The sequence below is a fragment of the Thalassospira lucentensis genome (genome assembly GCF_032921865.1).
In the GTDB taxonomy this organism is placed as follows: Bacteria; Pseudomonadota; Alphaproteobacteria; order Rhodospirillales; family Thalassospiraceae; genus Thalassospira; species Thalassospira lucentensis_A.
On sequence record NZ_CP136684.1, the window covers coordinates 3,433,663 to 3,458,229 of the forward strand.

Sequence of the window (24,567 nt, forward strand, 5' to 3'; positions counted from 1 at the left end):
AAATGCTATGTTATAACATAACATTTAATTTGAGGTTCATGATGAAATTTGCATCGGTCGTCGGTGTTGGTCTGGCTCTTTTCGGGGCGGCACAAATCGCCAATGCGCACGGCGTCTGGGTTGCGCAGCGCTGGGATGAATATGGAATTATCTATGGTCACGGGGCCGAGGATAATGATTATGATCCGGCCAAAATCAAATCGGTTACGGTTCTGACCGAGGATGGCAAGGTCAGCGAAGGCAAGGTCGAGACCCGCGATACCCACGCCATGATCGTACCGGGTGAGGATGCGGCCATTGTCCTGATCGATTTCGATAACGGCTTTTATACCGAGGGACCGGATGGCAAATGGGTCAATCAGCCCAAATCAGCCGTCGAGGGGGCAAAACAGGCGGGCCATTATCTGAAACATTCGGTTTCACTGCTGCATATTCATGGCGATATCCCTGCCTTGCCAGCACAGCCGCTGCAGATCGTGCCACTTTCCAACCCGACCGAACTTGAAGCGGGTGACGATTTCAAGGTTCGGGTTCTTTATGAGGGCAAGCCCCTGCCGGGTGTTGCGATCATTCCCGATTATGTCAATCTGGCCGAAACCCTGATTGGCGAAACCGATCAGGATGGCGTTGCCGATATCACGGTTCGTAATGACGGGCTTAATGTGATTGCGGTCAAGCATTCTGTGTCGCTTGAAAACAATGCGGATGCGGACCTGATCCAGCATTTCGCAACCCTGTCATTCACCGCAGGGGGCGAGCACAGCCACTAGTCAATTTCCGTAGCCGAAAACGCGTTTGCAGTTCTCCCAAACATTGTGATCGCGCTTTGCGGCTAACGAAGACCGGCAACGATCTGCACGTTGCCGGTCTTCATCTTTTTACTGGGCTGCTTCCGTTTCGTTATCCGCGTTTATCGGATGGCTGATTTTGCCGGGAAAGAAGCGTGTTGCCCCAACGGGGGCTGAAATGAAATCATCGTCGGCAATGCCGGCATCCCTGCGCGCCGATGCCAGCCGCAATGGCGGTTCGTCAACCGGCTCGGCGGTCAGGACGAACGTGCCCCAATGAATGGCAAGCGCCTGTTTGACGCCCATCACCTGCATGATCTGAACGGCTTCTTCGGGGTTGGTGTGGGCATGACGCATGAAATCGCTGGGTTCATAGGCCCCGATCGGGATCAGGCCAAAATCGATCCCGCCATATTGTTCGCCCATTTCGGCAAAAAGCCGTTCGTTCCAGCCTGTATCACCGACGAAATAGAAACGATAGCCGTCGGCGAATTCAAGGATGTATCCACCCCACAGCATTTCCTTGCGGTCCTTGGTGGTGCGTGCTGACCAGTGATTGCTGGGCACATGGGTGATTTTCAAATCCCCGTGCGAAAGGCTTTGATCCCAGTCGAGTTCGTCATAGCGATCCGGGCGGATCCCGGCGGTTTCAAGCAGCACACCGTTTTTCAGCGGCAGGATATATCGCGGCGCATTTCCAATCTTTCGTAGGCTGGCGATGTCGAAATGGTCGTAATGATTATGCGATAGCAACACCAGATCAAGCTTGGGCAGTTCATCAATCTGCAATCCTGGCTGGCTGTAGCGTGCGGGGCCAAGATGGCGGAACGGCGATGCCCGTTTGGCAAAGACCGGATCGGTCAGGATATTGAGCCCGCCATATTGCACCAGTACCGTCGCATGGCCGATCCAGGTAACTTGCAGGCGTGCCGGGTCCGGATTGTGGATGGCATCCAGATTTGGCGCCTCGGTCGGGATTTTGCCGCGCTGATGTTTGGCTTTCGGCCAGTTTTCAGCCCCGAAATAACGCCGTTTCATAAAACGCCAGAATGACCGTTTGACCAGATCGGGCAGGGGATAGCGGTTTTCAAATCCGGAATCGGTGTGATGTGGCGGTCGGTTATCATTCGTCACGTGGTCAAATCCCCTGATCGGCTGATTGTTGTTTTGATCCTATCAATGTGTCGCGGATCGGGAATTGTGCAAGTGGGATCACTGTCCGGATTGGGACAAAGAAAAGGCCGGAACCGGGGCGGGTTCCGGCCTTCATGACGACACCTGCTTCTGACCGGCAAAACATCACCGGAGAAATCAGGTGCCGCGGGGGGGAAGGTTCGGGCAGATTATTCGATCACGGTCACGTAGCTATCAAGTGCCGGAACGGTTTCGATAATGCCCTGATCCTTGAGATAGGTGGCAAAGCGTGCATAGCGGGTCCGGTCAATCGCGGCTGGACGCAGCGCAAAGCGCGGCAGCGTATCGGCCCATGCCTTAATGTTGAGTTCGTCATCAAGGTTTGGGTATGCGGCAATAAACGCCTGCCAGCTATCATCGGGATGGTTCACCAGATACTGCACGCCTTCTTCAAGGGCGGCCAGCATGCGCGCAAAGCGCGGATCATCGGTTTTGTCGTTGCGCACTGTCAGGATCAGTTCGTCATAGGGCGGAACGCCTTCTTCCTCGACATAGAAAGCCTTGCCCGGCTTGCCTTCGATTTCCATCTGGTTAAGTTCGAAATTGCGATAGCCGCCAATGATGGCATCGACCTGCCCGGAATAAAGCGATGGCGAGAGCGAGAAGTTGACATTCACCAGCTCGACATCATCAATCGAAACCCCGTATTTGCCCAGCATCGTGCCAAGCAGGGCATCTTCAAACCCGGCCAGCGAATAGCCGATTTTCTTGCCTTTCAGATCGGCGATTTCCTTGATCGGCCCGTCTTTGAGCACAATCAGGCTGTTGAGAGGGGTTGCGACCAATGTGCCGATCCGGGTCAATGGCAGGCCTTCGGCGGCCTGCACGTGAAGCTGTGGCTGATAATTGACAGCAACATCGCCCTGACCGGCGGCAACAAGACGCGGCGGGGCGGATGGATCGGCCGGTTCAATCAGCTCGACATCCAGATCATGCTTGGCAAAAAAGCCCTTTTCCTTGGCGACGATCAGCGGTGCGTGATCGGGATTGACGAACCAGTCGAGAAGAATGGTGAGCTTGTCGGTGGCAAAGGCCGGGCTGGTCATTCCCATCGCAACCGCGCCAATCGTGGCCGCGGTGATCATGGATTTCAGGCGTGACATGGGTGAACCTCCTATCGGATATCGGATATATTTGTGATGTTCTGCCCCGCGGTTTTCGCGGGGAATTCGGTTTATTTTGCCGGTTTCAGGCTGTCGGGTTGCCAGGGCAAAGCCGCACGTAACGCCCGGTCGACAAGGAAATATTGCGTGATTGAAAAGGCACACAGGATCAGAAGGCAGGCAAAGACCATATCGATCTGAACCCGTGCATTGGCATGGAGCATCAGATAGCCAAGCCCGTGACTTGACCCGACCCATTCGCCGATCACAGCCCCGATGGGGGCAACCGCGGTCGCGACCCGAAAACCCGAGGCAAATGAAGGCAATGCGGCGGGCAGGCGCACATGGGTCAGCAACCGCCAGCGGCTGGCACCCATGGTGCGGGCAAGGTCAAGGAAGCCCGGTTCGGTGCGCGATAACCCGTCAAAAAACGCGACCGTGACAGGGAAGAAAATGATCAGGGCCGCCATGGCGATTTTTGAGCCCAGGCCAAAGCCCAGCCATAATACCAGAAGGGGGGCCAGCGCAAAAAACGGGATCGCCTGCGACACCAGCAGGATCGGCATCAGCCAGAACCGCACGGGGGCAAAAAGCGCCATCGGAAGGGCCGCCAAGGCGCCCAATGCCGCCCCGGCAAAAAGCCCGATCACGGTTTCGGCAATCGTGTATCTGGCATGATCAAGCAACACGTCATGACGCTTGATCAGGGTCAGCCAGACTTCATAGGGGGCGGGCAGCATATATTTCGGCGCGCCGGTCACTGTCACGACAATCTGCCATGTCGCGATCAGGGCGGCGATGATGATGACGGGCCGGGCGAGTTTCAGCAGACGCCGTTCGGTAAGAGGGGTGCGAGACGTGTTTGTCATGCCGTTCCCTCCGCCCGGTTGAGTTCCTCGGCAGTGGCGCCAAGCTGCCGGAGGAGTTCTGCCTGATGGCGGAGTATCTCCGGATCGGTGACATCACGCGGGATGCTACCCGCCGGAAGCATGGCGTCGCTCAGGACCGCAGGGGTGCCGCGCAGGACATGAACGCGATCACCAATCCGAAGCGCTTCGAGCGGATCATGGGTGACCAGCAAAACCGTTTTGCCGCGCAATACCCGTGCGGCGAGGTCCTGAAGGCGCATGCGGTTAAGCGGATCAAGGGCCGAAAACGGTTCATCCATCAGGACAACCGGGCGGTCTTCCATCAGGGTGCGGGCAAGGGCAGCGCGTTGCTTCATGCCGCCGGAAAGTTCGGCCGGGCGCAGGTGGGCGGCGTCTGATAGCCCGACCTTGGCAATCAGCGCATCGGCACGCGCAAGGTCGGGGCGTTCATTGCGAAGCACCGCCCCCAGAACGACATTTTCCCGCACACTGCGCCACGGCAGAAGCAAATCCTGCTGCGCCATATAGGCAACCCGGCCCAAAAGCGGCCTGCCATCCGAGCAGGCAATATCTCCGCCCGCCTCGCCATCGACCAGCCCGGCGAGATAGCGCAACAATGTGCTTTTGCCGACACCGGACGGGCCCAGCAGACAGGTGATGCTGCTGGCGGGCAGGGTCAGATCAAGATCATGGAAAATATCGTCGCCGTTAAAGGCCACGCGACCACCGCGCAGATGAATATCAAACGGCGTCGTATTGCCCGGCATGACGGGGGGATTTGGGGATGTTGCCGGTTTCGGCACTGGTTCTGTCTTGCGCATGCGATCCTTCCTACGCCGGTCTTAACCGGTTCAGGTTCAAAGGGTCGTCCGGCAACACCGAACCTCTCAGCCGATTCACGATCGGCCCCCCTGGAGATGACGGGACTATGCGCAGATCATGGCGGGACGTCAAGCATTGGAAAAAGTTCTTGATTTGTTCTTTCGTTTGTGGCATAAAGATAAAGTCAACGGGAGAAATGCACCCGGACCAAAATCCGCAAAGCCATACAGGCTCTGCGGGTTTTTGCGTTTGGGGCCGGATCAAAGAGGGGATTAGGATGCAGCGGCAAGGATTGAGGCAGGGCGGCGGGGTGGTCCGCAGGATATGGGTCGGGGGATGGCGGAGCCATTACGGCGGCGTTTCGCGTCGGTTCTAACAGGTTTCGAACACGCTTGTTTGTCATGACAGGAGAGGTGCGTCTTGTCGGGGAAGGGACCCCGAATTTGCCGAAAGCGGCAGCAATGGCAGCAGAGGCGGCATCGGATTGTGGCCCGTCGGCGGTGGACAGGTTGGGGCAGTGCGCCCGAAAACCGTCTGCTGGTGAAAATGGCAGCAGCCCGAGGTGTGTCTGGACGCCGGGGTGGCAGGCTGCCGCCGTGGCCGGAAGATGATCGAAGTGGGCAGCGAGCCCCTGGACCGTCTGCTGGCGAACGCCCGAGATGCGTCTAGGCGGCAGAGAGCCCGATGATTGTCCGTCGGCGACGGTTGCAGGAGGCCCGAGTTTTGTTCCGGCATCGGTGGTCGGTGGTCATGGCATCGTCGAAAGAGCCCGAAGTGGGCAGCGAGCCTTTGGACCGTCTGTGGACCATCGGTTGGCGGGGCTGGCGGCGGCCCGAGGTGTGTCTGGACGCCGGGGTGACAGGTTGCCGCCGTGGCCGGAGCGGGCCACGAGCCGGTGGGTGTTCCGTGGGGTGTGAGTTGGCGAGGTTGCTGGAGGCCCGAGATTTGCCCGGGCTTCGGTGGTCATGCCATTGGCGCAGGTAGTCGGAGCGGGCAGCGAGGCTGAGGGCGTTTGCGGATCGTCTGCTGGCGAGGATGGCGGGGGCTTCAGGTTTGTCCGGGCTTCGTGATCGTGGGGTTGCCGAAAGGGGCCGGAGTGGGCAGCGAGGCTTTGGGGTGTCTGGTGGCTGGTGGAAGCGCGCGGTTTGTCCAGCGTTGCCAGAAGTCCCGCATCACCGGAAGCTGCCGTGGAGGATTTGCCGGAAGAGGCACCGGAAGAGACAGCAGTGCCAGCATCGGGCCATGTCCCGTCGATGGTGGACAGGTGAGGGCCGTGACCCGAAGGTTGTCTGCTGGAGGGGCATGCGAAAGCCCGGGATTTGTTCGGGCTTTCTGGTTGCGGGAGGCTCGGTTTGCGGTTGCATCCGTCCGGATTTCGTTTGGAGCGGCATCACCAGACCGGATCGGTCGTTCGAAGTTTGCCTGCCGGGTGATCCCAGCCATGTGCGACGCCATCAATTGTGGCCGGGAAACGAACACGCCGGGCCTTGCCCCAGCTTGTGGTTTCGATATGCGGGGCGATGTCGTTTTCGGTTTCGGGGGCGATGGTTTGGGTTCGGGTCGGTTGTGCGGTCTGGCAGAGCAGATGGGCGGTGCGGGCCAATGAGTGGCGGGCGGTGGTGATCTGGCCGGTCTGGCTGCGGAGCAACAGGGCCTGGATCGTGCTTGCCGCCATCAGATAGCCGGTGGCGTGGTCAAGCGCCTGAACGGGAAGAGGCGTTGGTTTTGGCGCATCGGCATGTTTCATGCCGAAATCGGCGATGCCGCAGCTCATTTGTACCAAGCTGTCAAAGCCGCGCCGCTTGGCCCACGGGCCGGTCCAGCCATAGGCGCAGAGTGTCACATCTATCAGACCGGGATTGATGCGGCGAAGTTCGTCCGCGCCATAGCCAAGACCGGGCAGGGCATCGGGGCGGTAGCCATGCAGCAGGATATCAGCACCTGCCAGAAGGCTTTCAAATGTTTGGCGATCCTCGGCGGATTTAAGGTCAAGCCCGGCACAGCGTTTGCCAAGGGTGATTTCGGGGATTACCGCCCCCTCGTCCCAGTGGGGCGGGTCGATGCGCAGGACATCCGCGCCATAGGCCGCGAGAAATCGCCCTGCGACCGGACCGGCCAGAACGCGGGTCAGGTCAAGCACGCGGATCCCGGCCAAGGGGCGGTCGGGCCGGATAACGTGGCGGGATTTTGCGATGACGCCGTGATGCTGCCAGCCGATCAGCGGTTCCGCCGCAATCGCCGCCCCCTGCGGGTGGGATTGCCAGTCATCGAGGCTTCGCATGGTGGCAGCACAGCCACCCGCATCAATCACGGCGGCTTCGAGGTCATCGGATTTCCATCTGGCAACAATCGGGGCGAGGGCTTCGCGGTCCGGGTAATCGCCCAGAACCGACAGGGCGGCGGCACGGTGATGCGGGGCGTTGGTGTGCAGCCGTATCCAGCCATCAGCGGTTTGATAGTCACCGGCAATCGCATCCCAGACCGGCGGCAATTCCCAGCCAATCGGGCGGATCGTCATATCAAACCATTTCGATGCCAGCCGTTGATCAATGGTGACCGCCGCCAGATCGCCGGTAGCCAAACCGCGATAGCGGGAGATCATGGCGGCTGCGATGCCCATCGAGGCCGTTGCAAGATCGGTGACGGCAAAGAAGGATGGCAGGGCGTCCGTTCCGGTGATTTTGATATCGGGCAGGGCGTTTGTGCCGGTCGGAAGATCAGGGGCGGCGTTAAGGGCATCGGTAATCGGGGCGATGAACGGATTGGTCTTGTCGGTCATGGCGGTCATGTTGGTGGCTCCTTTTTCCGCATTGGTGGCGCGGGGCCGGGGATTGATCGGTCAAGCATCACGCGGGGCTGGACAAATCGTCAATCTTGATCAAGATAATCAATATGAAAAATCTGGATGATCCGATGAATGAAACGGCGTTTTTCACGCTGTCGGCACAGGAAGTCTGTGCGGCGACCGGCATATCGCGCGATACGCTTTATGCCTATGTCAGCCGCGGGATCGTGCGCGCCATTGCCCATCCCGGCGATGCACGCAAAAGCCTTTATGACCATCGCGATGTGCGCAAAATCATCGATGGCAAAAAACGCGGCCGGTCGCGGCAATCGGTGGCGGCATCGACGATTGACTGGGGCGAACCGATACTGGTGTCGAAAATCACCCGCATTGCCGATGGCCGGTTTTTCTATCGCGGCAGGGATGCGGTGGGGCTGTCTGATACCATGACGCTTGAAGATGCTGCACGACTTCTGGCGGGATTGCGGGTCGATCAGGATCGGTGTTGCGCGCCGGATTTCATCCCGGCCAATCACGCCACCCCGTTTGACCGGATGATTGCGATGATGGCGGGCGAGGTGACAAACCACCCCGCCGGGGATGGCCGCCCGGTGGCGGCGAAGCTGATGCGGCTTGCGGCATTGGCAGCCGCTGGTATGCGCGATGACGGTGAAAGTCCGATCCATGTGATGCTGGCGCGGGCCTGGTCAAAGCGACCGGAGGCCGTGGATTTGCTGCGCCGTGCGCTGGTGCTGTGTGCCGATCATGAATTGAACGCGTCGGCCTATGCGGTGCGGGTGGCGGCATCGGCAGGCGCGAGTGTCCCGGCGTCGTTGCTGGCGGGGTTGGCGACTTTATCGGGCAGTCGGCATGGCGGGTTAACGCCGCGCTGCCGGGCATGGATGGACCGGGTGGAAAAGCGCAATATTGATCCGGTGCAGGACGGCGTGCCGCCCGGTTTCGGCCATCCGCTTTATCCCGATGGTGATCCGCGGACACGTGCAATCATGCAATCCTGCGGGCAGGTTGGCGATGCGTTCTGGGCGCGGATTGCGGATCGGGTGACGGATGAAACCGGACAATATCCCAGCCTTGATTTCGGGCTGGCGTTGCTGGAACGCGAACTTGATCTGCCGAAAGGTGCCGGGCTTGGCATTTTTGCCGTCGGGCGCATGGCAGGCTGGATCGCGCATCTGTTCGAGCAGCGCCAAAGCGGGAAGATCATTCGGCCGCGGGCGGCTGTGGCCGGGTAAGGGTGCGGAATTCTGCCCTGGTGTGGAGCGTGCGGTGAGATGGACTCCCGCGTTCGCGGGAGTGACGATTGAAGGGGCGGGAGTGACGATTGAGGGGGGATTGCCCGCAACAAATATTGTCATTTCCGCGCAGGTGGGAATCCAGAGGGCAGGTCAGAGAGGGATGATTTCGACCAGCATTAGGCAGTACGTCGTTCAGGGACAGGCAAGCCCGCGCGCGGGTCAGGCGCGTGATCTGTATCACATTCTTAACTTGTGAAATCATGCCGTCCGGCTATCTTTCAGATCGACAGGATCGCGGAAGGTACAGATGCAGGACCGGCAAAGATTTTCCATTCATCATGGCATCGAAGATGGTCATATCGACAAGGCGCTTGACCTTTTCTGGCAGGCGTTTCGTCAGAAACTGGCGCCGGTGATGAAGCCCGAAGACAAGGCGCAATTATTCCTGAGGCGGGTTGTTGATCCGGCTCATGCGATCAGTGCGGTTTCGCCAGATGGCGATTTGCTGGGCATTGCCGGTTTCAAGACGGCGCAAGGGGCGTTTATTGGCGGGACGTTATCGGATGTCTGCGCGATTTATGGCCTATGGGGTGGCTTGTGGCGCGGGATTTTGATCGAGACGCTTGAACGGGATCTGTCCGAGGGTGTTCTGTTGATGGACGGGATTTTTGTTGATTCTGATGCGCGCGGCAGGGGTGTCGGGACGGCACTTCTGGATGCGATTGCAGGTGAAGCCCGGATGCGCGACCTGAGGCAGGTGCGGCTTGACGTGATCGATACCAATCCGCGTGCCCGGGCACTTTATGAACGTTGCGGCTTTGTGGCGGGCGATGTGCAGGAACTTGGACCGCTTCGTCATCTTTTCGGGTTTCGCACGGCAACAACGATGATGTTACAGGTTTGATGCCGGTTATTTTGCAGGATGTTGGGCTTCCGTGACCTGTCTGATCCAGGTGATGATGTGATCCATCGCGCCGGGGGCATAGGCATGGCGCCCCATCACGACAAAGGCCAGTTTGACGATGTCGGGCATCTGTTCGGCAAGCTGATAATTAAACAGACCTGCGCGTAGCAACCCGTGTGTCGCATCGGTAAGGGTGATGACCCTGTTTAGCGGATTGTTGGGCAGGGCAAGTTTGCGATAGATCGCCGCGTTATGCGCCGGATCAACATTCAGGTCATCCTCGCCCCAGAGGGCGAGCAGGGGGGATGTGATTGTTTCAAGCGACCCGGTGGCATCCGATCCGATATTGCGTTTCACAAACTCATAGCGGTCCTTTGCCATGACTTCCTGATCATGGGGTATGGCGAGATAGTCCTGATAGGTGCTGTCGGGGCCTAAAATCCGGTCATCCATATTATGCGCGGTTTCAATGCGCATGGCGATTTCATCGGGCCGGGTGCCAAGGGCCGCGAGGCGCGTGCGCATGTAATAGGTTCCCTGTCGCTGCCAATTGACCGCCGCGCCGATCAGGATGTGAAAGGCGGCATCGGGCAGGCGATTGGCGATATCGGGGATGACCCAGCCGGCCTGCGAGAAACCGAGAAAACCGATTTTGCGGTTCTGGTTGCCATCAATATTGCGTAGGGCGGCGAAGGCCGCCATCGCCTCGTTGGCGCGATCATTCATGGATTGATCAAGCCAGTTTCCCGTGCTGTCGCCCACACCTGCCTTATCCCAACTGTAAACGCCAATCCCGCCATCCAGCAGACTATTGATCAGCGGCAGGTAACCGTCGTTTGAAAAGCGGTCCTGCGGGCCGTCGCCATGGATCAGAAGAACAATGGGGGCGGTATTGGCCGCCGCACCATCGGGCAGGATCAGGGTGCCCGAAAGCCGGTTGCCGTGATCGTCAAATTCGACAAGGCGGCTATTGCGACCTTCAAGATCAAAATCGGCAAGCCCCGAAAGGGCAAAGCCAGCGCCAATCACAATAACGATGATCAGGATCGCGAGCCCCGCGAAAAGGCGGCGGTGTTTTGATGTTTTTTCGGGCACGGGTGGGGCTCCGACTATTTTGGGGCGGTGGCGGTGATGACTGATTGAAAGTGATCAGGGTGATGTCATGAAACGGGTCAGAAGGGCCTGATTGGCGGCGTCAAACGTGACGCGGCCAAGGGCGACGCGGCCATCAAGTGCCTTTTCGACCGCATCAAAATCCGTATCGGAAAAGCCGCCGCAGGTTTCAATGACCTCTATCCCGTCCTTGGCAAAACCTTGTGCGGCGACGATCAGGGCCGCGATATTGGACGCGGCAAAGATATGGGTGGTGAAGCCATCGCCGGGCAGGGTGGTTTGCGTCCCCCGCACCGGGTATCCGTCGGCCTTGATCAGAAAGGCATAGTTTTTGATCGGCATGGGGCTGCTCGTCGTTTAAGAAAGGAGAAAGTGTTCCGGGAGCAGAGTTACGCGGATGCGTTTGCGCGTCAATCCTGCGATGCCCCAATGAGCCCAGCCCGAATGAACCATGAATGGTCATGATGCCATCTGATGAACCTGTTCTGAATTATCCCGATCATCGCCGCCATGATATCCGTCCGCGCATGATCGCGGCCGAGATTTACCGCGGGTCGAGTTACGGGCCGAAACACCCACTTGCGATCCCGCGGGTGTCGCTGGTGGTGGATATGGTGCATGCGATGGGCTGGGTCGATGGGGATAATTATCTGATCGGGCCGGTGGCGACGCCCGCACAATTGGCACGCTTTCACGATCCCGACTATATCGCCGCCGTGGCACAGGCCGAACGCGACCGGATGTTGCCCGAAGACATGATGGTGAAATACGGATTGGGGAAAAACGGCAATCCGATCTATCCGGAAATTTTCCGGCGTCCGGCGACGGCGGCCGGATCATCGATTATGGCCGCACGTCTGATTTCGGATGGTGGCATCATCCATCACCCGGCAGGGGGCACGCATCATGGATTGCGCGACCGGGCATCGGGTTTCTGTTACTTCAACGACCCGGTTCTGGGCATACTTGAATTGCTCGATTCGGGGCTGGATCGCGTGCTTTACCTTGATATTGATGCCCATCACGGGGACGGTGTGCAGATTGCATTTGCCGATGATGACCGTGTTCTGACCGTGTCCATGCATGAAGAAGGGCTGTGGCCGAAAACCGGGCATATCGATGATATTGCGGGGGGATTTGCGCGTAACCTGCCGATGCCAAGCGGCATGAATGACGATGAAATGCGTTATGTCCTGAACGAGTATTTCCTGCCACTCGCGCAGCAATTTTCACCACAAGCCATTGTTTTACAATGCGGTTGTGATACATTAGCAGAAGATCCATTATCCAGACAGATGCTGGGAAATCAGGCCATTTGGGACGTGGTCGGGGCCATGATCAAAATGGCACCCAGATGTCTTGTACTGGGGGGCGGAGGATATAATCCTTATGGGGTTGCGCGCTGTTGGTCCGGGGTGTGGGCGGTTGTAAACGAAATCGAAATACCCCCTGTGTTATCCGTCACAGCGGAAAATATCCTGCGTGCCATAAAATGGGCACATAGCCGTGGAAAGCAGCCGGACGAAAAAATGCTGACCAGCATTAGAGATCCGTGGCGCGGCGGGGACATACGTGACGAAGTCAGGACACGCGTCCATAGACTGAAGGGGTATGGGTTATGAAGTCGTTCATTCAAATGACCTTGGTCGTTTGCTTCATCAGTGCTGCCGTTGTGGCGGGACTGAATGCAAAGGCGACAGGGTTTGAACGATCGCGCCTGCTGGTCGATGGCAAGGTTTTCAATGTTGAAATGGCAGTAACACCTGATGAACGGTCGCGCGGATTGATGTTCCGCACCGAAATGGCCGACGATGCCGGGATGCTGTTTGATTTTGGCCGTGCCAGCGACATTTCGATGTGGATGAAGAACACCTTCATTTCGCTTGATATGCTGTTTATCGACAATAATGGCGTGATTGTCGGCATTGAAAAACGCACCGTGCCGAAATCCGAAACCATCATTCCGGGGCCAAAGCCGGTGCGCTTTGTTCTGGAACTCAATGGCGGATCGGCCGACCGGTTGGGATTTGAAGTTGGCGAAAAGGTCGAAGGGCTGCCGCGCTAAGACATCGTAGCGGCACCCGTGATAGGCCCGTTGCGGCCACGCGATCCTCAATCAGCAATAGCAAGGCCGCAGATGATCTCTGCGGCCTTTGGTTTTTTGCCTGCATTTTATTTCCAATCCGGGCAAAAAACGCATAATGCGGTCTTGCCCGTGCGGAATTATGGTGCTAAATCCACATCCGCGTCGGGGAGTAGCGCAGTCTGGTAGCGTACCTGCTTTGGGAGCAGGGGGTCGCGAGTTCGAATTTCGCCTTCCCGACCATTTTTCCCTTTTGCCATACGGACACGTTTTCATGTGCCGGCAAAAGGTGTAAAAGATGATGTGACAGCGGGTGTTAGAGAGCCCCGCATTGTTGTCATCTTATCCGACGGTCAAGACGAGGGTCCCGATGAAGGTCCGTGTTTACAAACCTGCCAAAAACGCCATGCAGTCCGGTCGTGCCGCGACCAAACACTGGGTGATGGAATTTGAACCGGGTGCAAAGAAGGTTGCCGATCAGCTTATGGGCTGGATCGGATCGACCGATACCCGTGGCCAGGTGCGCATGTATTTCGATACCCTTGAAGAAGCACAGGCATTTGCCGCCCGTCACAAGCTGATTGCCGATATCGAACAGCCGAAATCGCGCGTCCGCCGGGTGCAGGCCTATGCCGACAACTTCGCGTTCAAACGCGTCGTCTGATCTTTCGGCCAGCAAGGCGGTCGAACACCATCATCGGGGCGGTTTCCGCCCCGTTCGTCTGACAGAAGACGTTAAAGACTGAAAAGATATCATGCCGGGCAGGCGTCCAATGCTTTGCCCCGGGGCACCAACCGGCCCCCACAGCGGTCCCTTAGCTCAACTGGATAGAGCAACAGACTTCTAATCTGTAGGTTGCAGGTTCGAGTTCCTGCAGGGATCGCCATTTTTATCTTTCCCATATGGCTGCAGTATGAAAATCTTATATTACTTAGCCTGAAAAATGGGAATGATATGGATACTTCCAGCATTTTAACAGCCGTGGCAAGCTTTGTGGTTTCTCTTGGAGGTGGTGCCGGGATTTGTTTGATGATGTCATCATGGATCGGGCGCTTGTGGGCTGATCGGTTGATGGCTCAAGAAACAGAAAAGTTTCGCAAAAATACGGAGAGAGAGCTTGAGTTGCTTCGCTCCGAGCACCGTAAAACATTTCACATACACAGCTTACAGTTTGAAACCGAGTTCCATGCGCTTCGATCACTTTGGGCTAAGCTTGGCGAAGCGTCTGTTGCTACCTCGGCGTTGAGACCTATGTTTGAAATGGTTGATCAGAACGAGAGCAAAGAAAGTCGAAAAATAAGAAAAGGGAATTGGTTTATTGAATCCTATAGGGAACTTGAAGTGAGCTTTGCTAGTGAGAGACCTTTCATTTCAGAGGATCTGGAAATGGAAATAGCATCAATTATGGCAATAATGCTGGAGGAATATATCGATTTTGATGAAATGGATGATGGAAAAATTATAAGATATAAAGAAGCAAAAGAGCGTATTAAAAAGATGAACGCGTCAGTGGAGAGCCTTTCTAAATTAATTCGAATGCGTATTGGCTTAATAAGTCAAGTTAATGCAGAGGCAGATGTTGTTAAATCTGGTATATAATTGAAGTAATAATTTGGGGGTATGGTTTTCTGAATTAAATAATGTTTGGGGTGAAATTTGCTAGCCACAATTCTGGGTTTGCTCACTGGAAAGACAAAAATTAAATTTACCGCTTTAGTATCTGCGGCAAGTTTACTAGTTTTTGACTCATTGGATTTGCTCGAAATTCCCCAAAGTGAGATTGGTGCATGGTTCCATTATGGGCTTTTTGTAAGTGTTTGGGCTCTTTTGGTCTCTCTCGGTATCGATTGTTTGATATTGATTGTGGAGAATATTCGAAAAATAAAAAAGGAAGAAAAAGAGAGGTTCGAGCAAAGTGAAAAAATAAGAGAAAGTATTATTGGAAGTTTCAAGAGCTTGAATAAATCTGATTTATTTTATGTGTTGGATGTTTATTTTGATCCGTCTCGAACAAAGTTTGTTGAGTTAAAAGATTATTCCCTTACTCCTACCCCATACGCCAATCTCCTCGATCAGCGTGTACTGCGAAATGCGGGTACATCAAAAATTCGTCCAAGGGTAGTTGTGGATGATTATGTGGCGGAAAAGATTGAGGAAAACTTTGATAGTTACTACAAGTTTTGGGAAAGCGGGGGGGGCTGAGTAATACTGCAACTTCAGTTTTTTCAGCTTTGTGGGTTGATCCTGCAGCATTTTGGCCACGGAAATATTAGTAAAGTGGTGTTTGGACGGGTTACCGCGCCGCCAAATACCGGCCCGGACGATGATTGAGTGCGATGATCAGGTTGAGCACGACGGCGCCGAGGATCGAGAGCAGGACCTTGTCAAAGGGCAGGGTCAGGAAGGCGCAGGCGAGGATGACCAGATCGACGGCGAGCTGGAAATAACCGGCACGGATGCCGAGATGTTCCTGCAGGTACAAGGCGAGGATATTGATCCCGCCGAGCCCCGCACGATGGCGAAACAGCATCAGAAGACCGATCCCCATCAGCGCGCCCCCGGCAGTGGCGGCGAAGATCGGGTTGAGCATCGAAAAATCGATCCACATCGGCATCAGTTTTGAAAACACCGAGACAAGCCCGACCGCGATGAAGGTCTTGATCGTGAAAGCAAGCCCCATGCGTTTGAAGGCCAGCCAGTAAAACGGCAGATTGATCGCAAAGAAGATCACGCCAAAACCGATGCCGGTGGCATGTTCGATCAGAAGGGCCGCGCCCGCCGTGCTGCCGGTGACCAGCACGCTTTCGCTATAGAGCATCACACCGAGCGATACGACCATGGTGCCGAGCAGAAGCGCCAGCACATCCTCATACAGGCGGTGGCCGAGATCGGGTTTGGTGGTTTCGGCGGTGTTGGTTGTGGTGCTGGTCATGAAGCGATCACGGGTCTGGGGATTGAATAGACTGCCAAATTACGCTTTTCGCATGTGCGAAACAAGCCGGGGTTGGTGACCGGGGGAAATTCGGCGGTTTTTGGCGGGGTGGGGGGCTTTGACGCAAAAGACCGGCCTGCTGGGGGCCGGTCTTGGTGGTTTTGTGCGTTATGCCGCTGCTTCTCAGGCGGCGCGATCCCATTCCGGGGCGAAATCGGGATCAATCAGGCGGCCATCGGGCTTGGCGAGTTCGTAGATGTCGGCCATATCGGCGTCCGACAGTTCGAAATCAAAGATATCGAAATTGGCCCTGGCGTTTTTGGGCGAGCCGGATTTCGGAATCGCCATCACGCCATCCTGTTGCAGCAGCCAGCGCAGGGTGACCTGTGCCGGGGATTTGCCATAGGATTTGGCGATGGCCACCAGCGTTTCGTCATTCATCACCTTGGCACGTGCCAGCGGGCAATAGGCGGTCAGCAGCATGTCATGGCTGCGGACGCATTCAAGCACCTTGGACTGGTCAAGATAGGGGTGATATTCGACCTGATTGACCGCAAGGGGCGCGTCGCTGTGGCCGACGGCGCGTTCGATCAGGGCGGTCGGGAAATTGGAAATCCCGATCAGGCGCGTCATGCCGAGGTTTTTGACCTCGTTCAGGGCCGCGATGGTTTCGCGCAGCGGGATTTCATCATTGGGCCAATGGAGCAGCAGCAGATCGACATGGTCAAGATCAAGCTTGCGCAGGCTTTCGACCACGGAGGTTTGCAGATCGCCGCTTTGGAATTTGTCGGGCCAGATTTTGGTGGTGAGGAAGTAATCATCGCGCGCAAGACCCGATGATTTCAGGCCGCGGCCAACCCCTTCCTCGTTATGATACATCTGGGCGGTATCGAAATGGCGATAGCCGATTTTGGCGGCTTCGGCGACCATATGTTCGGCGGCCGCGTTATCGAGCTCGTATGTCCCAAAGCCAAGTGCGGGGATTTTCGTACCCTGCCAGTTCCGGAAAATCATGATGTTCTACCCCCTTCGATTTGATTTGTTTGATTGTTTTGAGAGCTGTCACAAAGATAAGTCGCTGTTTGTGCCAAATTTAGTGCAGTGCAGCGGCATCGCAACCTGTACGGTTGGATGATTGGTGCTCTCCTTCGGTTTGGCGAGGGGATAGAATGCCGCTGAAAAACGGCAAGAAAAAGGGCGATCACCAAGAATGGGATCGCCCGAAGTTCAGGACTGAGGGTGCGGACTCGTTAATCTGACCGGAATGGCAACCGTTATAATTGCGAGATACAAGGAAAAGCCCGCAGAGCGGGACGCACCCCCGGTCAAGGGATTTGACGCAGGAGCTCGCAATTATAACGGTTGTCCTTCGGATCGTCCGGATTTGCACGGGCTGCTTTGTCGCAAAATCTTGAAAGATATATATCTTCCTGCGATTTCGCTTCGCGCATCCGCACAAATCCGGGCGACCATTTCGATCAGATTAACGAGGCCGCACCCTGGAGTGAGGCTGTATCAAGCCAAGACCCAATCTGATCCAATTTCGGGTTGGGGGCCTTGATGTGGCTCAAATGCCAAAAACAATCAGGATTTTTCGGCTGTTTCCGAGACGGCGGCATTCAGGTGATGAAGCGATTCCCGGATGACCTGCGGGCCAAGATCCTTTGTGATAAACACGATTTTTGACCGACGATCGTCGTCGGGCCATGCGGGCAGGGTGGCCGGTGGATGGAAAATATGCTGCACGGCATGGATCGCGACCGGGTTGCTTTCACCCACCAAATTCAGGATGCCCTTGACGCGCAGAAGGCTTTCGCCGCGCATCTGGGTGAAGATTTCCGCCCAGGTGACAAACGCATCCCAATGCAGCGGTTCGTCAAAGGTGATGCAGAAGGAGCGGATATGGTCGTCATGCCGGTTGACGTCGTGGGAATGGTCGTGATGGTGATCGTGGTCATGATGGTCATGCGCGTGATCATGATCGTGATCGTGATGATCGTCGCCGTGCTGCTCGTATGCCTCGTCGCGCAGCCATTTCTGCACATCCATGCTTTTGGTCGTCGGGTCATACAGCCCGGCATTGAACAGCTTGGCCGGGTCAATGTCGCCCATGGTGACGGCATGGATCGGGGCGGCGGGGTTAAGATGCCGCAGGCGGGCTTCAAGGGTTGCCAGCGTTTTGGCATCGGCCAGATCGGATTTGGTGATCAGGATGCGGTCGGCGACGGCGGATTGCTTTACACTTTCGGGATGGTCATCAAGCTGCCCCGCGCCATGCAGGGCGTCCACCGTGGTGACCACGCTATCAAGGCGGAATTTGGCGGTCAGCAACGGATCGGTCATCAGGGTATGCAGGATCGGGGCGGGGTCGGCCAAGCCGGTGGTTTCGATGATCACCCGGTCGAATTCCGGTACTTCGCCGCGGGTGCGTTTGACAAACAGATCACGCAGCCCCGAAATCAGATCACCGCGCACCGAACAGCAGATGCAGCCGGAATTCAGCAGTACGACATCCTCGGACACCTCACGCACCAGAAGGTGATCAAGGCCGATTTCGCCAAATTCATTGATCAGAACGGCGGTCTTTGCCATGCCGTCGTGAGCGAGAAGGGCATTAAGAAGGGTTGTTTTGCCACTGCCAAGGAAGCCGGTGATGACGGTGGTGGCAACGCGGTCAAACTGTTCGTCGGAAATCGCCATATCTGATGCTTACTTTTTGCCGTAAAGGTCTTCGACGGCGATTTCGGGTTGGGAAATCACCACTTCCTCGCCATCGCGGGCGGCGAAATAGAAACAGTTGCGACGCCCGGTGTGACAGGCAACGCCAAGCTGATCGACCTGTACGAGCACGGTGTCCTGGTCGCAGTCATAGCGGAAATCGATCAGTTTCTGTAGCTGGCCGGAGCTTTCACCCTTGCGCCACAATTTCCCGCGCGAGCGCGAGTAATAGCAGACCCGGCCGGTTTCAAGCGTTTCGATTACCGCATCGCGGTTCATCCAGGCCATCATCAGAACCTCGCCGCTGTCATGCTGCTGGGCGATTGCCGGGATCAGGCCGCTTTCATTGAATTTCAGTTTGTCGGCAATCTTTGAATTGGCGGCAGTTGTGGTCTCGGTCATCGAAGGCTCCGGTCGATGGTTGTTGACTTTTTGCGGCAGTCACGTCAAGAAATGATATATTATAACATATCACCCTGTGCCATGGCTTTTTGCAGATTAACGCAAATAGCCCGGCGTGACTTCGGATGTGCGACATGACCGATCTTTTCCCGAAAAAGGGCCACGATCACGACAGATGTATCGATAGCGCAATCGCGCAGGCAGAGAAAGTCTGCGAGGCGGAAAATGCGCGTTTTACCGATATGCGCCGCAAGGTGTTCAGCCTGATATGGCAATCACACAAGGCGGTGACCGCCTATGAGCTGCTTGATGCGCTTCAGGCCGAGGGGCAGCGCGTGCAGCCGCCGACCGTGTATCGGGCGCTGGAATTCCTGACCGATCTTGGGCTGGTGCATCGTATTGAGTCACTTAATGCCTATTTCGGGTGTGATCAGCCTGATTGCGATCATCTGGGGCAGTATTTCATTTGCACCAGATGTGGGCGCGTTGCCGAAACGGTGGATGAGGATGTAAGCATTGCGGTCCGCAAGGCGGCCAAGCAGGTCGGATTTAAAATCGAAGCCACCACTGTTGAAATCAAGGGCCTTTGCCATGACTGCACCACTCATTGAAGGACGGGGACTGATCCTGTCCTTTGGCAATGAACGGGTGCTTGATAACGTGACGCTTTCGATCAATGCGGGCGAGATCATGACCCTGATCGGCCCAAACGGGGCGGGTAAATCAACACTGGTCAAAACCCTTCTGGGGCTTCAGAGCGCCGATCAGGGCGAGGTGATCCGCAAGCCGGGTCTTCGTATTGGCTATGTGCCGCAAAAGCTTGCGATTGATCAGGTTTTGCCGATGACGGTGAAGCGGTTCCTGACACTGACCCGTTCGGCATCGCGCGGCGATTGCCAGAAGGTTCTGGAACAGGTCGGTGCCAGCCATGTGATCGATAGTCAGATGAGCAGCCTTTCGGGGGGCGAGACGCAGCGCGTGATGCTGGCGCGGACATTGTTGCTGCGCCCGGATTTGCTGGTGCTGGACGAGCCGACCCAGGGGGTTGACGTGACCGGGCAGGCGGAGCTTTATCGCCTGATTGATGATATCCGGGCCGAGCTTAATTGTGCGGTTTTGATGATATCGCATGATCTGCATCTGGTGATGGCAAAGACCGATCAGGTGGTGTGCTTTAACCGGCATGTCTGTTGTTCCGGCATTCCTGAAACCGTGCGCCAGCATCCTGAATACAGATCCCTGTTTGGGGATCGGGCGGCGGATGCGATTGGCATTTATACCCATGCGCATGATCACGAACATGACCTTGCCGGGCATGTTGTTGATGGCGGGGATGGCCATGATCATCATCATGGCCATGTTCACGGGCCGGGATGCGCGCATGGCCATCATCATCATGAAGAAATCGACGAAAAAGATCGGATATGGCGGCCGCAATGATGGATGATTTTCTGACCCGTGCGGTGATTGGCGGGATTTTGCTGGCATTTGTCTGCGGGCCGTTCGGGGCGTTTATCGTCTGGCGACGCATGGCGTTTTTTGGCGATACACTGGCGCATTCGGCGTTGCTGGGCGTTGCACTTGGACTTTTGATGGGGGTGGATGTCCGGATCGGGATGATTGCCACCTGCCTTGCCGCCGCCCTGATCCTTGCCATCGGACAACGCCAAAGCCGCCTTGGCAGTGATACGGTCCTGGGGATGCTGGCGCATTCGACGCTTGCCCTTGGCATGGTCGCCCTTGCCTTTGTGCAGGGGATTGCGGTTGACCTGATGGCCTATCTTTTTGGGGATATTCTGGCGGTCAATGTTGCCGATATCTGGCTTTTGGGGCTTGGCGGTGGATTGGCGCTTCTGGTGCTGGTCTGGATGTGGCGGCCTTTGTTGGCACTTACCGTCAGCCCGGAAATTGCCGCGGCCGAAAGCATCCCGGTCGAACGGCTGCGTCTGGTTTTCATGTTGCTGATGGCGCTTGTGATTGGCATGGCGATCAAGATTGTCGGGGTTCTTCTGATCACGGCCCTTTTGATCGTGCCGGCGGCCAGTGCCAGGTTCTTTGCCAGAACACCCGAACAGATGGCGATTGGTGCGGCCCTGTTTGGGGCGGCGTCGGTTATGGCCGGGATCAGCCTTTCGTGGCATGTCGATAGCCCGGCCGGGCCAAGCATCGTGATTTCGGCGGCGGGGTTGTTCCTGCTGGTCGGGATGGCATCCCCCGTGATTTGCCGTTTGCGGGGATAACCCGGTATCGGTAATGTTTGGATTGCGCGCAGTTATAAATGAAACAGGGACGGACAATATGCGGGTGATCAGGGTTGCGATTGCGGGTTTTGGGGGCGTTGGCCGCGCCACGGCAAATCTGCTTTTGGCACGGCGGGCGCATTACCGCAGCGTTTACGACACGAATGTCCGTCTGGTGGCGGTGTGCGGATCGCGTTCGGGCCTGCTTGATGCAAACGGGCTTGATGCCGATCAGTTTGATGCGCTGGAACCGGGTTTGAGCGGGCCGGACTTTATCAGCACGTCCGGGGCAGATGTCCTGATTGAAGCCGGACCCAGTGATTTCCGCACGGGTGGTCCGGGGCTTGCCTATATTCATTCGGCCTTGTCGTCCGGGCGGGACACGATTGTGATTTCCAAGGGCGCGCTGGTCCATAGCGGGCGGGAATTGCGCGATCTGGCGAAGGTATCGGGGGCGATTTTAAAGCTGAGCGGCGCAAGTGCCGCGGCCCTGCCGACCATTGATCTTGTGGAACATAGTCTGACCGGGTGCCGTGTTTTAAGCGTCGAGGGCATTTTGAATGCCACGACCAATTTCCTTCTGGATGCGATGGTTTCGAAGGGTGTGGGCTTTGACGCTGCCCTGAAAGAGGCGCAAAAAGGCGGCTTTGCCGAGGCTGATACGCGCAACGATACCGAAGGCTGGGACACCGCATGCAAGCTGTTGCTTCTTGCCAATTTCGGACTGGGGGCGGAGCTTGTGATGGATGACCTTGTTGTCGAGGGCATTCACGGCGTGACCGCAGACCGGATTGATGCGTGGCGGGCGGAGGGCCTTGTTCCGAAGCTTGTCGGCAGTTTGGATTGCGCGGATGACGGGACAATTTCTGCGCGTGTCGGTGTCAGGGCCTATCCGAATTCCGATCCCCTGGCGCAGGTCAGCGGCAAGAACAAGGCAATCCGGATCACCACCGATGCAATGGGCGAGACAATCGCCATCGGGTGCGGTGAAGAACCGCTGGCGACAGCCGCCGCAGCCCTAAAGGATTTCGAACATATCCTGAAAGCCAGAGTGGCCTGACTTTTGCGCCGATCTTTCTTCTGGCCAGTGTGTGCGAGAGGTCTAGTGCTGTGGATTGGACGGGCATTGCGGCATGACGCCATTTGCGAAGGCCGCTGATAAAACCTCGATCAGGCAGCGAACCCGTTTGGGTTGGTTGCTGCCAGCAGGATATACGATTTGAAGGTCGCTTTCGGGGGGTGAAAAGTCGGTCAGGACCGGAATTATACGGCCTTCCCTGACGTCGTTTTCGATATCCCAGTGGGCCTTCATGCCGATCCCGTATCCACCCAGAACCCATTGACGAATCAGGGAGCCATCATTGGCACTTTTATTGCCGCGAACCGGGATCATCTTGCGTTTACCATCAATGACGAACGGCCATTCCTGATCAAGCTGATTGCCAAATCGCATGACAAGACAGTTGTGATTGGCAAGGTCCGCCGGGGTTTCGGGGGTTCCGTATCTGGCAAGATATTCCGGTGATGCGCAGGCGAGGCGATAGCTTGGGCCGAGGCGACGGCGCATCAGGCTGCTGTCTGTCAGCGTTCCGTAGCGAACTGCAAGGTCAATGCCTTGGGCAACGATATCGACATATCCATCCGACAGAACAAGATCGATCCGGATAGCGGGATGCATTTCCATGAACTGATCAAGGATCGGCGCCAGCCGGTTCCGGCCCAGGTCGAAGGTGGCACTGATGCGGATCAATCCTGAGAGGTGATCTACCCCATGTCGAATTTGTGATTGCAGATCGCTGGCTTCGCCAACCAGTTGCCGGGCGCCGTCCAGAAGCAGGCGGCCTTCATCGGTCAGGCTGATGGCCCGGGTGGTACGATTTAGAAGTCTGGCACCATAATGATCTTCCAAAGCACTGACGCGTTCGGATACCGATGCCGGGGAATAGCCAAAATCGCGCCCGGCGGCGGCAAGCCCGCCTTTTTCAACGATGCGGACAAAGAGTGACAGGTTGGCCAGCAGATCCATTGTTCGGATTTCCTAAAAAGAATTTGCGAAATTTTGCCAATTATTTTGAAAAACCGCAATTGATAAGGTTGCCTCAATGACCCCCAACGCCCCGGTCATACCGGAAAGATTGCCGTGTGATTGAGTTATCAGCAATTTCGCAATTTGCTGTTCGCCCCAACCCCGCAATCACGCGGACCTTGTATGGCCGGGGCATCTGAATGGATGGAAAGAGACGTGACGATGAAGAGCTTTTTGTTCGCAAACCACGATCTGCGTGGGATTGATGTTCCCAACCGGATCGTAATGGCGCCGATGACCCGTTGCCGTACCGATCAACCGGGCGATATTCCGAACGATCTGATGGCAACCTATTATGCGCAGCGTGCGACTGCCGGTCTGATCATTTCCGAGGCAACCCAGATTTCCAAGCAGGGGCAGGGCTATTCTTTCACCCCCGGGATTTATAGTGATGATCAGGTTGCTGGCTGGCGCAAGGTGACCGATGCAGTTCACAAGGCTGGCGGGCGTATTTTCCTGCAGCTTTGGCATGTTGGCCGGATGAGCCACGAAAGTTTCCATGCGGATGGCAAGCCCGTTGCACCATCGGCCCTGTCGCCGGATGCACAGGTTTGGGTGGCCGATCCTGTGACGGGGGTGGGGGGAATGGTTGATTGCCCGGTCCCGCGCGCCCTGACACTTGAAGATATTGCCGGTGTGATCGAGGATTTCCGCAAAGGGGCGGCCAATGCAATTGCCGCCGGTTTTGACGGTGTTGAGCTGCACGGGGCGAATGGATATCTGATCGATCAGTTCCTGCGGACAACATCAAACCAGCGCGACGATATTTATGGCGGTAGTCAGGAAAACCGCATTCGGTTCCTTAAGGACGTTTGCAAGGCGGTTGCCGATGAAATCGGTGCGGACCGGGTCGGTATCCGTTTGTCGCCCTTTATCACCCAGCGCAATATGAACGATCCGGAAATCATTGATACGATGCTGAAAGCATCCGAAGAGATCGAGCGTATCGGGCTTGCCTATATCCATCTGTCGGAAGCCGATTGGGATGACGCGCCGCAAATCCCCGAACAGTTCCGCAAGGATTTGCGCAATGTTTATTCCGGCACGATCATCGTCGCGGGCAAATATACCAAGTCGCGTGGCGAGGCGATCCTGAAAGCCGGTTATGCGGATCTGGTGGCCTATGGTCGTCCGTTTGTCGCCAACCCTGATCTGGTGGCGCGTTACAGAAATGATCTGCCGCTTGACGAGCTTGATGGGGCAACGTTGTTTGGTGGTGACGGCAAAGGTTACACCGACTATATGCCGAGCAAAGCGGCATAAACCGTTAT

General features: G+C 56.5%; 25 protein-coding genes, 2 tRNA genes and 1 riboswitch. Of the genes, 15 read left to right on the forward strand and 12 right to left on the reverse strand.

The genetic code is table 11. The features are described from left to right. The first annotated feature begins 38 nt into the window (after positions 1-38). The gene (locus tag R1T41_RS16645; protein ID WP_317337962.1) at positions 39-770 is read left to right on the forward strand and encodes a DUF4198 domain-containing protein; all 732 of its coding nucleotides are present in this window, start codon (positions 39-41) and stop codon (positions 768-770) included. A gap of 108 nt (positions 771-878) precedes the next feature. Here R1T41_RS16645 and R1T41_RS16650 read toward each other — a convergent pair whose 3' ends face one another. The 5 genes from R1T41_RS16650 to R1T41_RS16670 form a co-directional block, all read right to left on the reverse strand. Then, on the reverse strand, positions 879-1,922 hold the full coding sequence (locus tag R1T41_RS16650) for an MBL fold metallo-hydrolase (RefSeq protein WP_317337963.1): 1,044 nt from the start codon (positions 1,920-1,922) through the stop codon (positions 879-881). A 209-nt stretch (positions 1,923-2,131) separates the two neighbouring features. Beyond that, complete coding sequence (locus R1T41_RS16655) at positions 2,132-3,085, reverse strand: ABC transporter substrate-binding protein (protein WP_317337964.1); 954 nt, start codon at positions 3,083-3,085, stop codon at positions 2,132-2,134. 71 nt (positions 3,086-3,156) lie between these two features. Continuing rightward, positions 3,157-3,954, reverse strand: a complete 798-nt coding sequence (locus R1T41_RS16660; RefSeq protein ID WP_317337966.1) for an ABC transporter permease — start codon at positions 3,952-3,954, stop codon at positions 3,157-3,159. After that, positions 3,951-4,775 carry an ABC transporter ATP-binding protein gene (locus R1T41_RS16665; RefSeq protein ID WP_317337967.1) on the reverse strand — a complete coding sequence of 275 codons (825 nt, stop codon included), beginning with the start codon at positions 4,773-4,775 and terminating at the stop codon, positions 3,951-3,953. The genes R1T41_RS16660 and R1T41_RS16665 overlap by 4 nt, the downstream gene beginning before the upstream one ends. Then, positions 4,766-4,877, reverse strand: a riboswitch (TPP riboswitch). It overlaps the preceding gene by 10 nt. Before the next feature lie 1,289 nt (positions 4,878-6,166). Then, the gene (locus R1T41_RS16670; protein WP_317337969.1) at positions 6,167-7,564 is read right to left on the reverse strand and encodes a CoA transferase; all 1,398 of its coding nucleotides are present in this window, start codon (positions 7,562-7,564) and stop codon (positions 6,167-6,169) included. A 104-nt stretch (positions 7,565-7,668) separates the two neighbouring features. Here R1T41_RS16670 and R1T41_RS16675 point away from each other — a divergent pair, with 104 nt between their 5' ends. After that, positions 7,669-8,814: a citrate/2-methylcitrate synthase gene (locus R1T41_RS16675; protein ID WP_317337971.1), complete on the forward strand. Its 1,146-nt coding sequence runs from the start codon at positions 7,669-7,671 to the stop codon at positions 8,812-8,814. A 310-nt stretch (positions 8,815-9,124) separates the two neighbouring features. Next, positions 9,125-9,721 (forward strand): GNAT family N-acetyltransferase, encoded by a 597-nt coding sequence (locus R1T41_RS16680; protein WP_317337974.1) that lies wholly within the window; start codon positions 9,125-9,127, stop codon positions 9,719-9,721. Between the two features lie 6 nt (positions 9,722-9,727). Here R1T41_RS16680 and R1T41_RS16685 read toward each other — a convergent pair whose 3' ends face one another. Beyond that, complete coding sequence (locus R1T41_RS16685) at positions 9,728-10,816, reverse strand: alpha/beta hydrolase (protein WP_317337976.1); 1,089 nt, start codon at positions 10,814-10,816, stop codon at positions 9,728-9,730. A 54-nt stretch (positions 10,817-10,870) separates the two neighbouring features. Continuing rightward, a complete protein-coding gene (locus tag R1T41_RS16690; protein WP_317337978.1) occupies positions 10,871-11,176 on the reverse strand; it encodes a DUF6506 family protein in 306 nt (101 codons plus the stop codon). Between the two features lie 119 nt (positions 11,177-11,295). Between R1T41_RS16690 and R1T41_RS16695 the strand changes: the two genes are divergently transcribed. From R1T41_RS16695 to R1T41_RS16725, 7 genes are all read left to right on the forward strand, one after another. Continuing rightward, positions 11,296-12,456: an acetoin utilization protein AcuC gene (locus R1T41_RS16695; protein WP_097050462.1), complete on the forward strand. Its 1,161-nt coding sequence runs from the start codon at positions 11,296-11,298 to the stop codon at positions 12,454-12,456. Continuing rightward, positions 12,453-12,899, forward strand: a complete 447-nt coding sequence (locus tag R1T41_RS16700) for a DUF192 domain-containing protein (RefSeq protein WP_062959639.1) — start codon at positions 12,453-12,455, stop codon at positions 12,897-12,899. Before R1T41_RS16695 ends, R1T41_RS16700 begins: the two co-directional genes overlap by 4 nt. A gap of 184 nt (positions 12,900-13,083) precedes the next feature. Then, a tRNA-Pro gene (locus tag R1T41_RS16705) sits at positions 13,084-13,160 on the forward strand. 127 nt (positions 13,161-13,287) lie between these two features. Then, entirely contained in the window at positions 13,288-13,581 is a 294-nt protein-coding gene (locus tag R1T41_RS16710) for an ETC complex I subunit (RefSeq protein ID WP_062951849.1), read from the forward strand. Positions 13,582-13,726: 145 nt separating this feature from the next. Beyond that, a tRNA-Arg gene (locus R1T41_RS16715) sits at positions 13,727-13,804 on the forward strand. Positions 13,805-13,872: 68 nt separating this feature from the next. Further along, the gene (locus R1T41_RS16720) at positions 13,873-14,517 is read left to right on the forward strand and encodes a hypothetical protein (protein ID WP_317337983.1); all 645 of its coding nucleotides are present in this window, start codon (positions 13,873-13,875) and stop codon (positions 14,515-14,517) included. Positions 14,518-14,574: 57 nt separating this feature from the next. Then, positions 14,575-15,120, forward strand: a complete 546-nt coding sequence (locus tag R1T41_RS16725; RefSeq protein WP_317337985.1) for a hypothetical protein — start codon at positions 14,575-14,577, stop codon at positions 15,118-15,120. Positions 15,121-15,211: 91 nt separating this feature from the next. Here the strand turns inward: R1T41_RS16725 and R1T41_RS16730 are convergent, their stop codons facing one another. The 4 genes from R1T41_RS16730 to hisI form a co-directional block, all read right to left on the reverse strand. Then, complete coding sequence (locus R1T41_RS16730) at positions 15,212-15,850, reverse strand: YitT family protein (RefSeq protein WP_317337986.1); 639 nt, start codon at positions 15,848-15,850, stop codon at positions 15,212-15,214. A 183-nt stretch (positions 15,851-16,033) separates the two neighbouring features. Beyond that, complete coding sequence (locus tag R1T41_RS16735; protein WP_317337987.1) at positions 16,034-16,864, reverse strand: aldo/keto reductase; 831 nt, start codon at positions 16,862-16,864, stop codon at positions 16,034-16,036. A 570-nt stretch (positions 16,865-17,434) separates the two neighbouring features. Then, positions 17,435-18,550, reverse strand: a complete 1,116-nt coding sequence (locus R1T41_RS16740; protein ID WP_317337989.1) for a GTP-binding protein — start codon at positions 18,548-18,550, stop codon at positions 17,435-17,437. A gap of 9 nt (positions 18,551-18,559) precedes the next feature. Then, on the reverse strand, positions 18,560-18,970 hold the full coding sequence (gene hisI / locus R1T41_RS16745; RefSeq protein WP_085645124.1) for a phosphoribosyl-AMP cyclohydrolase: 411 nt from the start codon (positions 18,968-18,970) through the stop codon (positions 18,560-18,562). Between the two features lie 134 nt (positions 18,971-19,104). Here hisI and R1T41_RS16750 point away from each other — a divergent pair, with 134 nt between their 5' ends. Genes R1T41_RS16750 through R1T41_RS16765 form a run of 4 tightly spaced genes read left to right on the forward strand, consistent with a single transcriptional unit; the run spans position 19,105 to position 22,270 of the window. Then, positions 19,105-19,581 carry a Fur family transcriptional regulator gene (locus tag R1T41_RS16750; protein ID WP_085645328.1) on the forward strand — a complete coding sequence of 159 codons (477 nt, stop codon included), beginning with the start codon at positions 19,105-19,107 and terminating at the stop codon, positions 19,579-19,581. Then, the gene (gene znuC, locus R1T41_RS16755; protein WP_317337992.1) at positions 19,562-20,410 is read left to right on the forward strand and encodes a zinc ABC transporter ATP-binding protein ZnuC; all 849 of its coding nucleotides are present in this window, start codon (positions 19,562-19,564) and stop codon (positions 20,408-20,410) included. The genes R1T41_RS16750 and znuC overlap by 20 nt, the downstream gene beginning before the upstream one ends. After that, the gene (locus R1T41_RS16760; protein ID WP_317337993.1) at positions 20,407-21,210 is read left to right on the forward strand and encodes a metal ABC transporter permease; all 804 of its coding nucleotides are present in this window, start codon (positions 20,407-20,409) and stop codon (positions 21,208-21,210) included. The genes znuC and R1T41_RS16760 overlap by 4 nt, the downstream gene beginning before the upstream one ends. Before the next feature lie 58 nt (positions 21,211-21,268). Further along, positions 21,269-22,270, forward strand: a complete 1,002-nt coding sequence (locus tag R1T41_RS16765; RefSeq protein ID WP_317337995.1) for a homoserine dehydrogenase — start codon at positions 21,269-21,271, stop codon at positions 22,268-22,270. Between the two features lie 42 nt (positions 22,271-22,312). Here the strand turns inward: R1T41_RS16765 and R1T41_RS16770 are convergent, their stop codons facing one another. Beyond that, positions 22,313-23,236 (reverse strand): LysR family transcriptional regulator, encoded by a 924-nt coding sequence (locus R1T41_RS16770; RefSeq protein WP_062959759.1) that lies wholly within the window; start codon positions 23,234-23,236, stop codon positions 22,313-22,315. 222 nt (positions 23,237-23,458) lie between these two features. Between R1T41_RS16770 and R1T41_RS16775 the strand changes: the two genes are divergently transcribed. Next, positions 23,459-24,559 (forward strand): alkene reductase, encoded by a 1,101-nt coding sequence (locus R1T41_RS16775; protein ID WP_062951861.1) that lies wholly within the window; start codon positions 23,459-23,461, stop codon positions 24,557-24,559. Positions 24,560-24,567 lie beyond the last annotated feature (8 nt).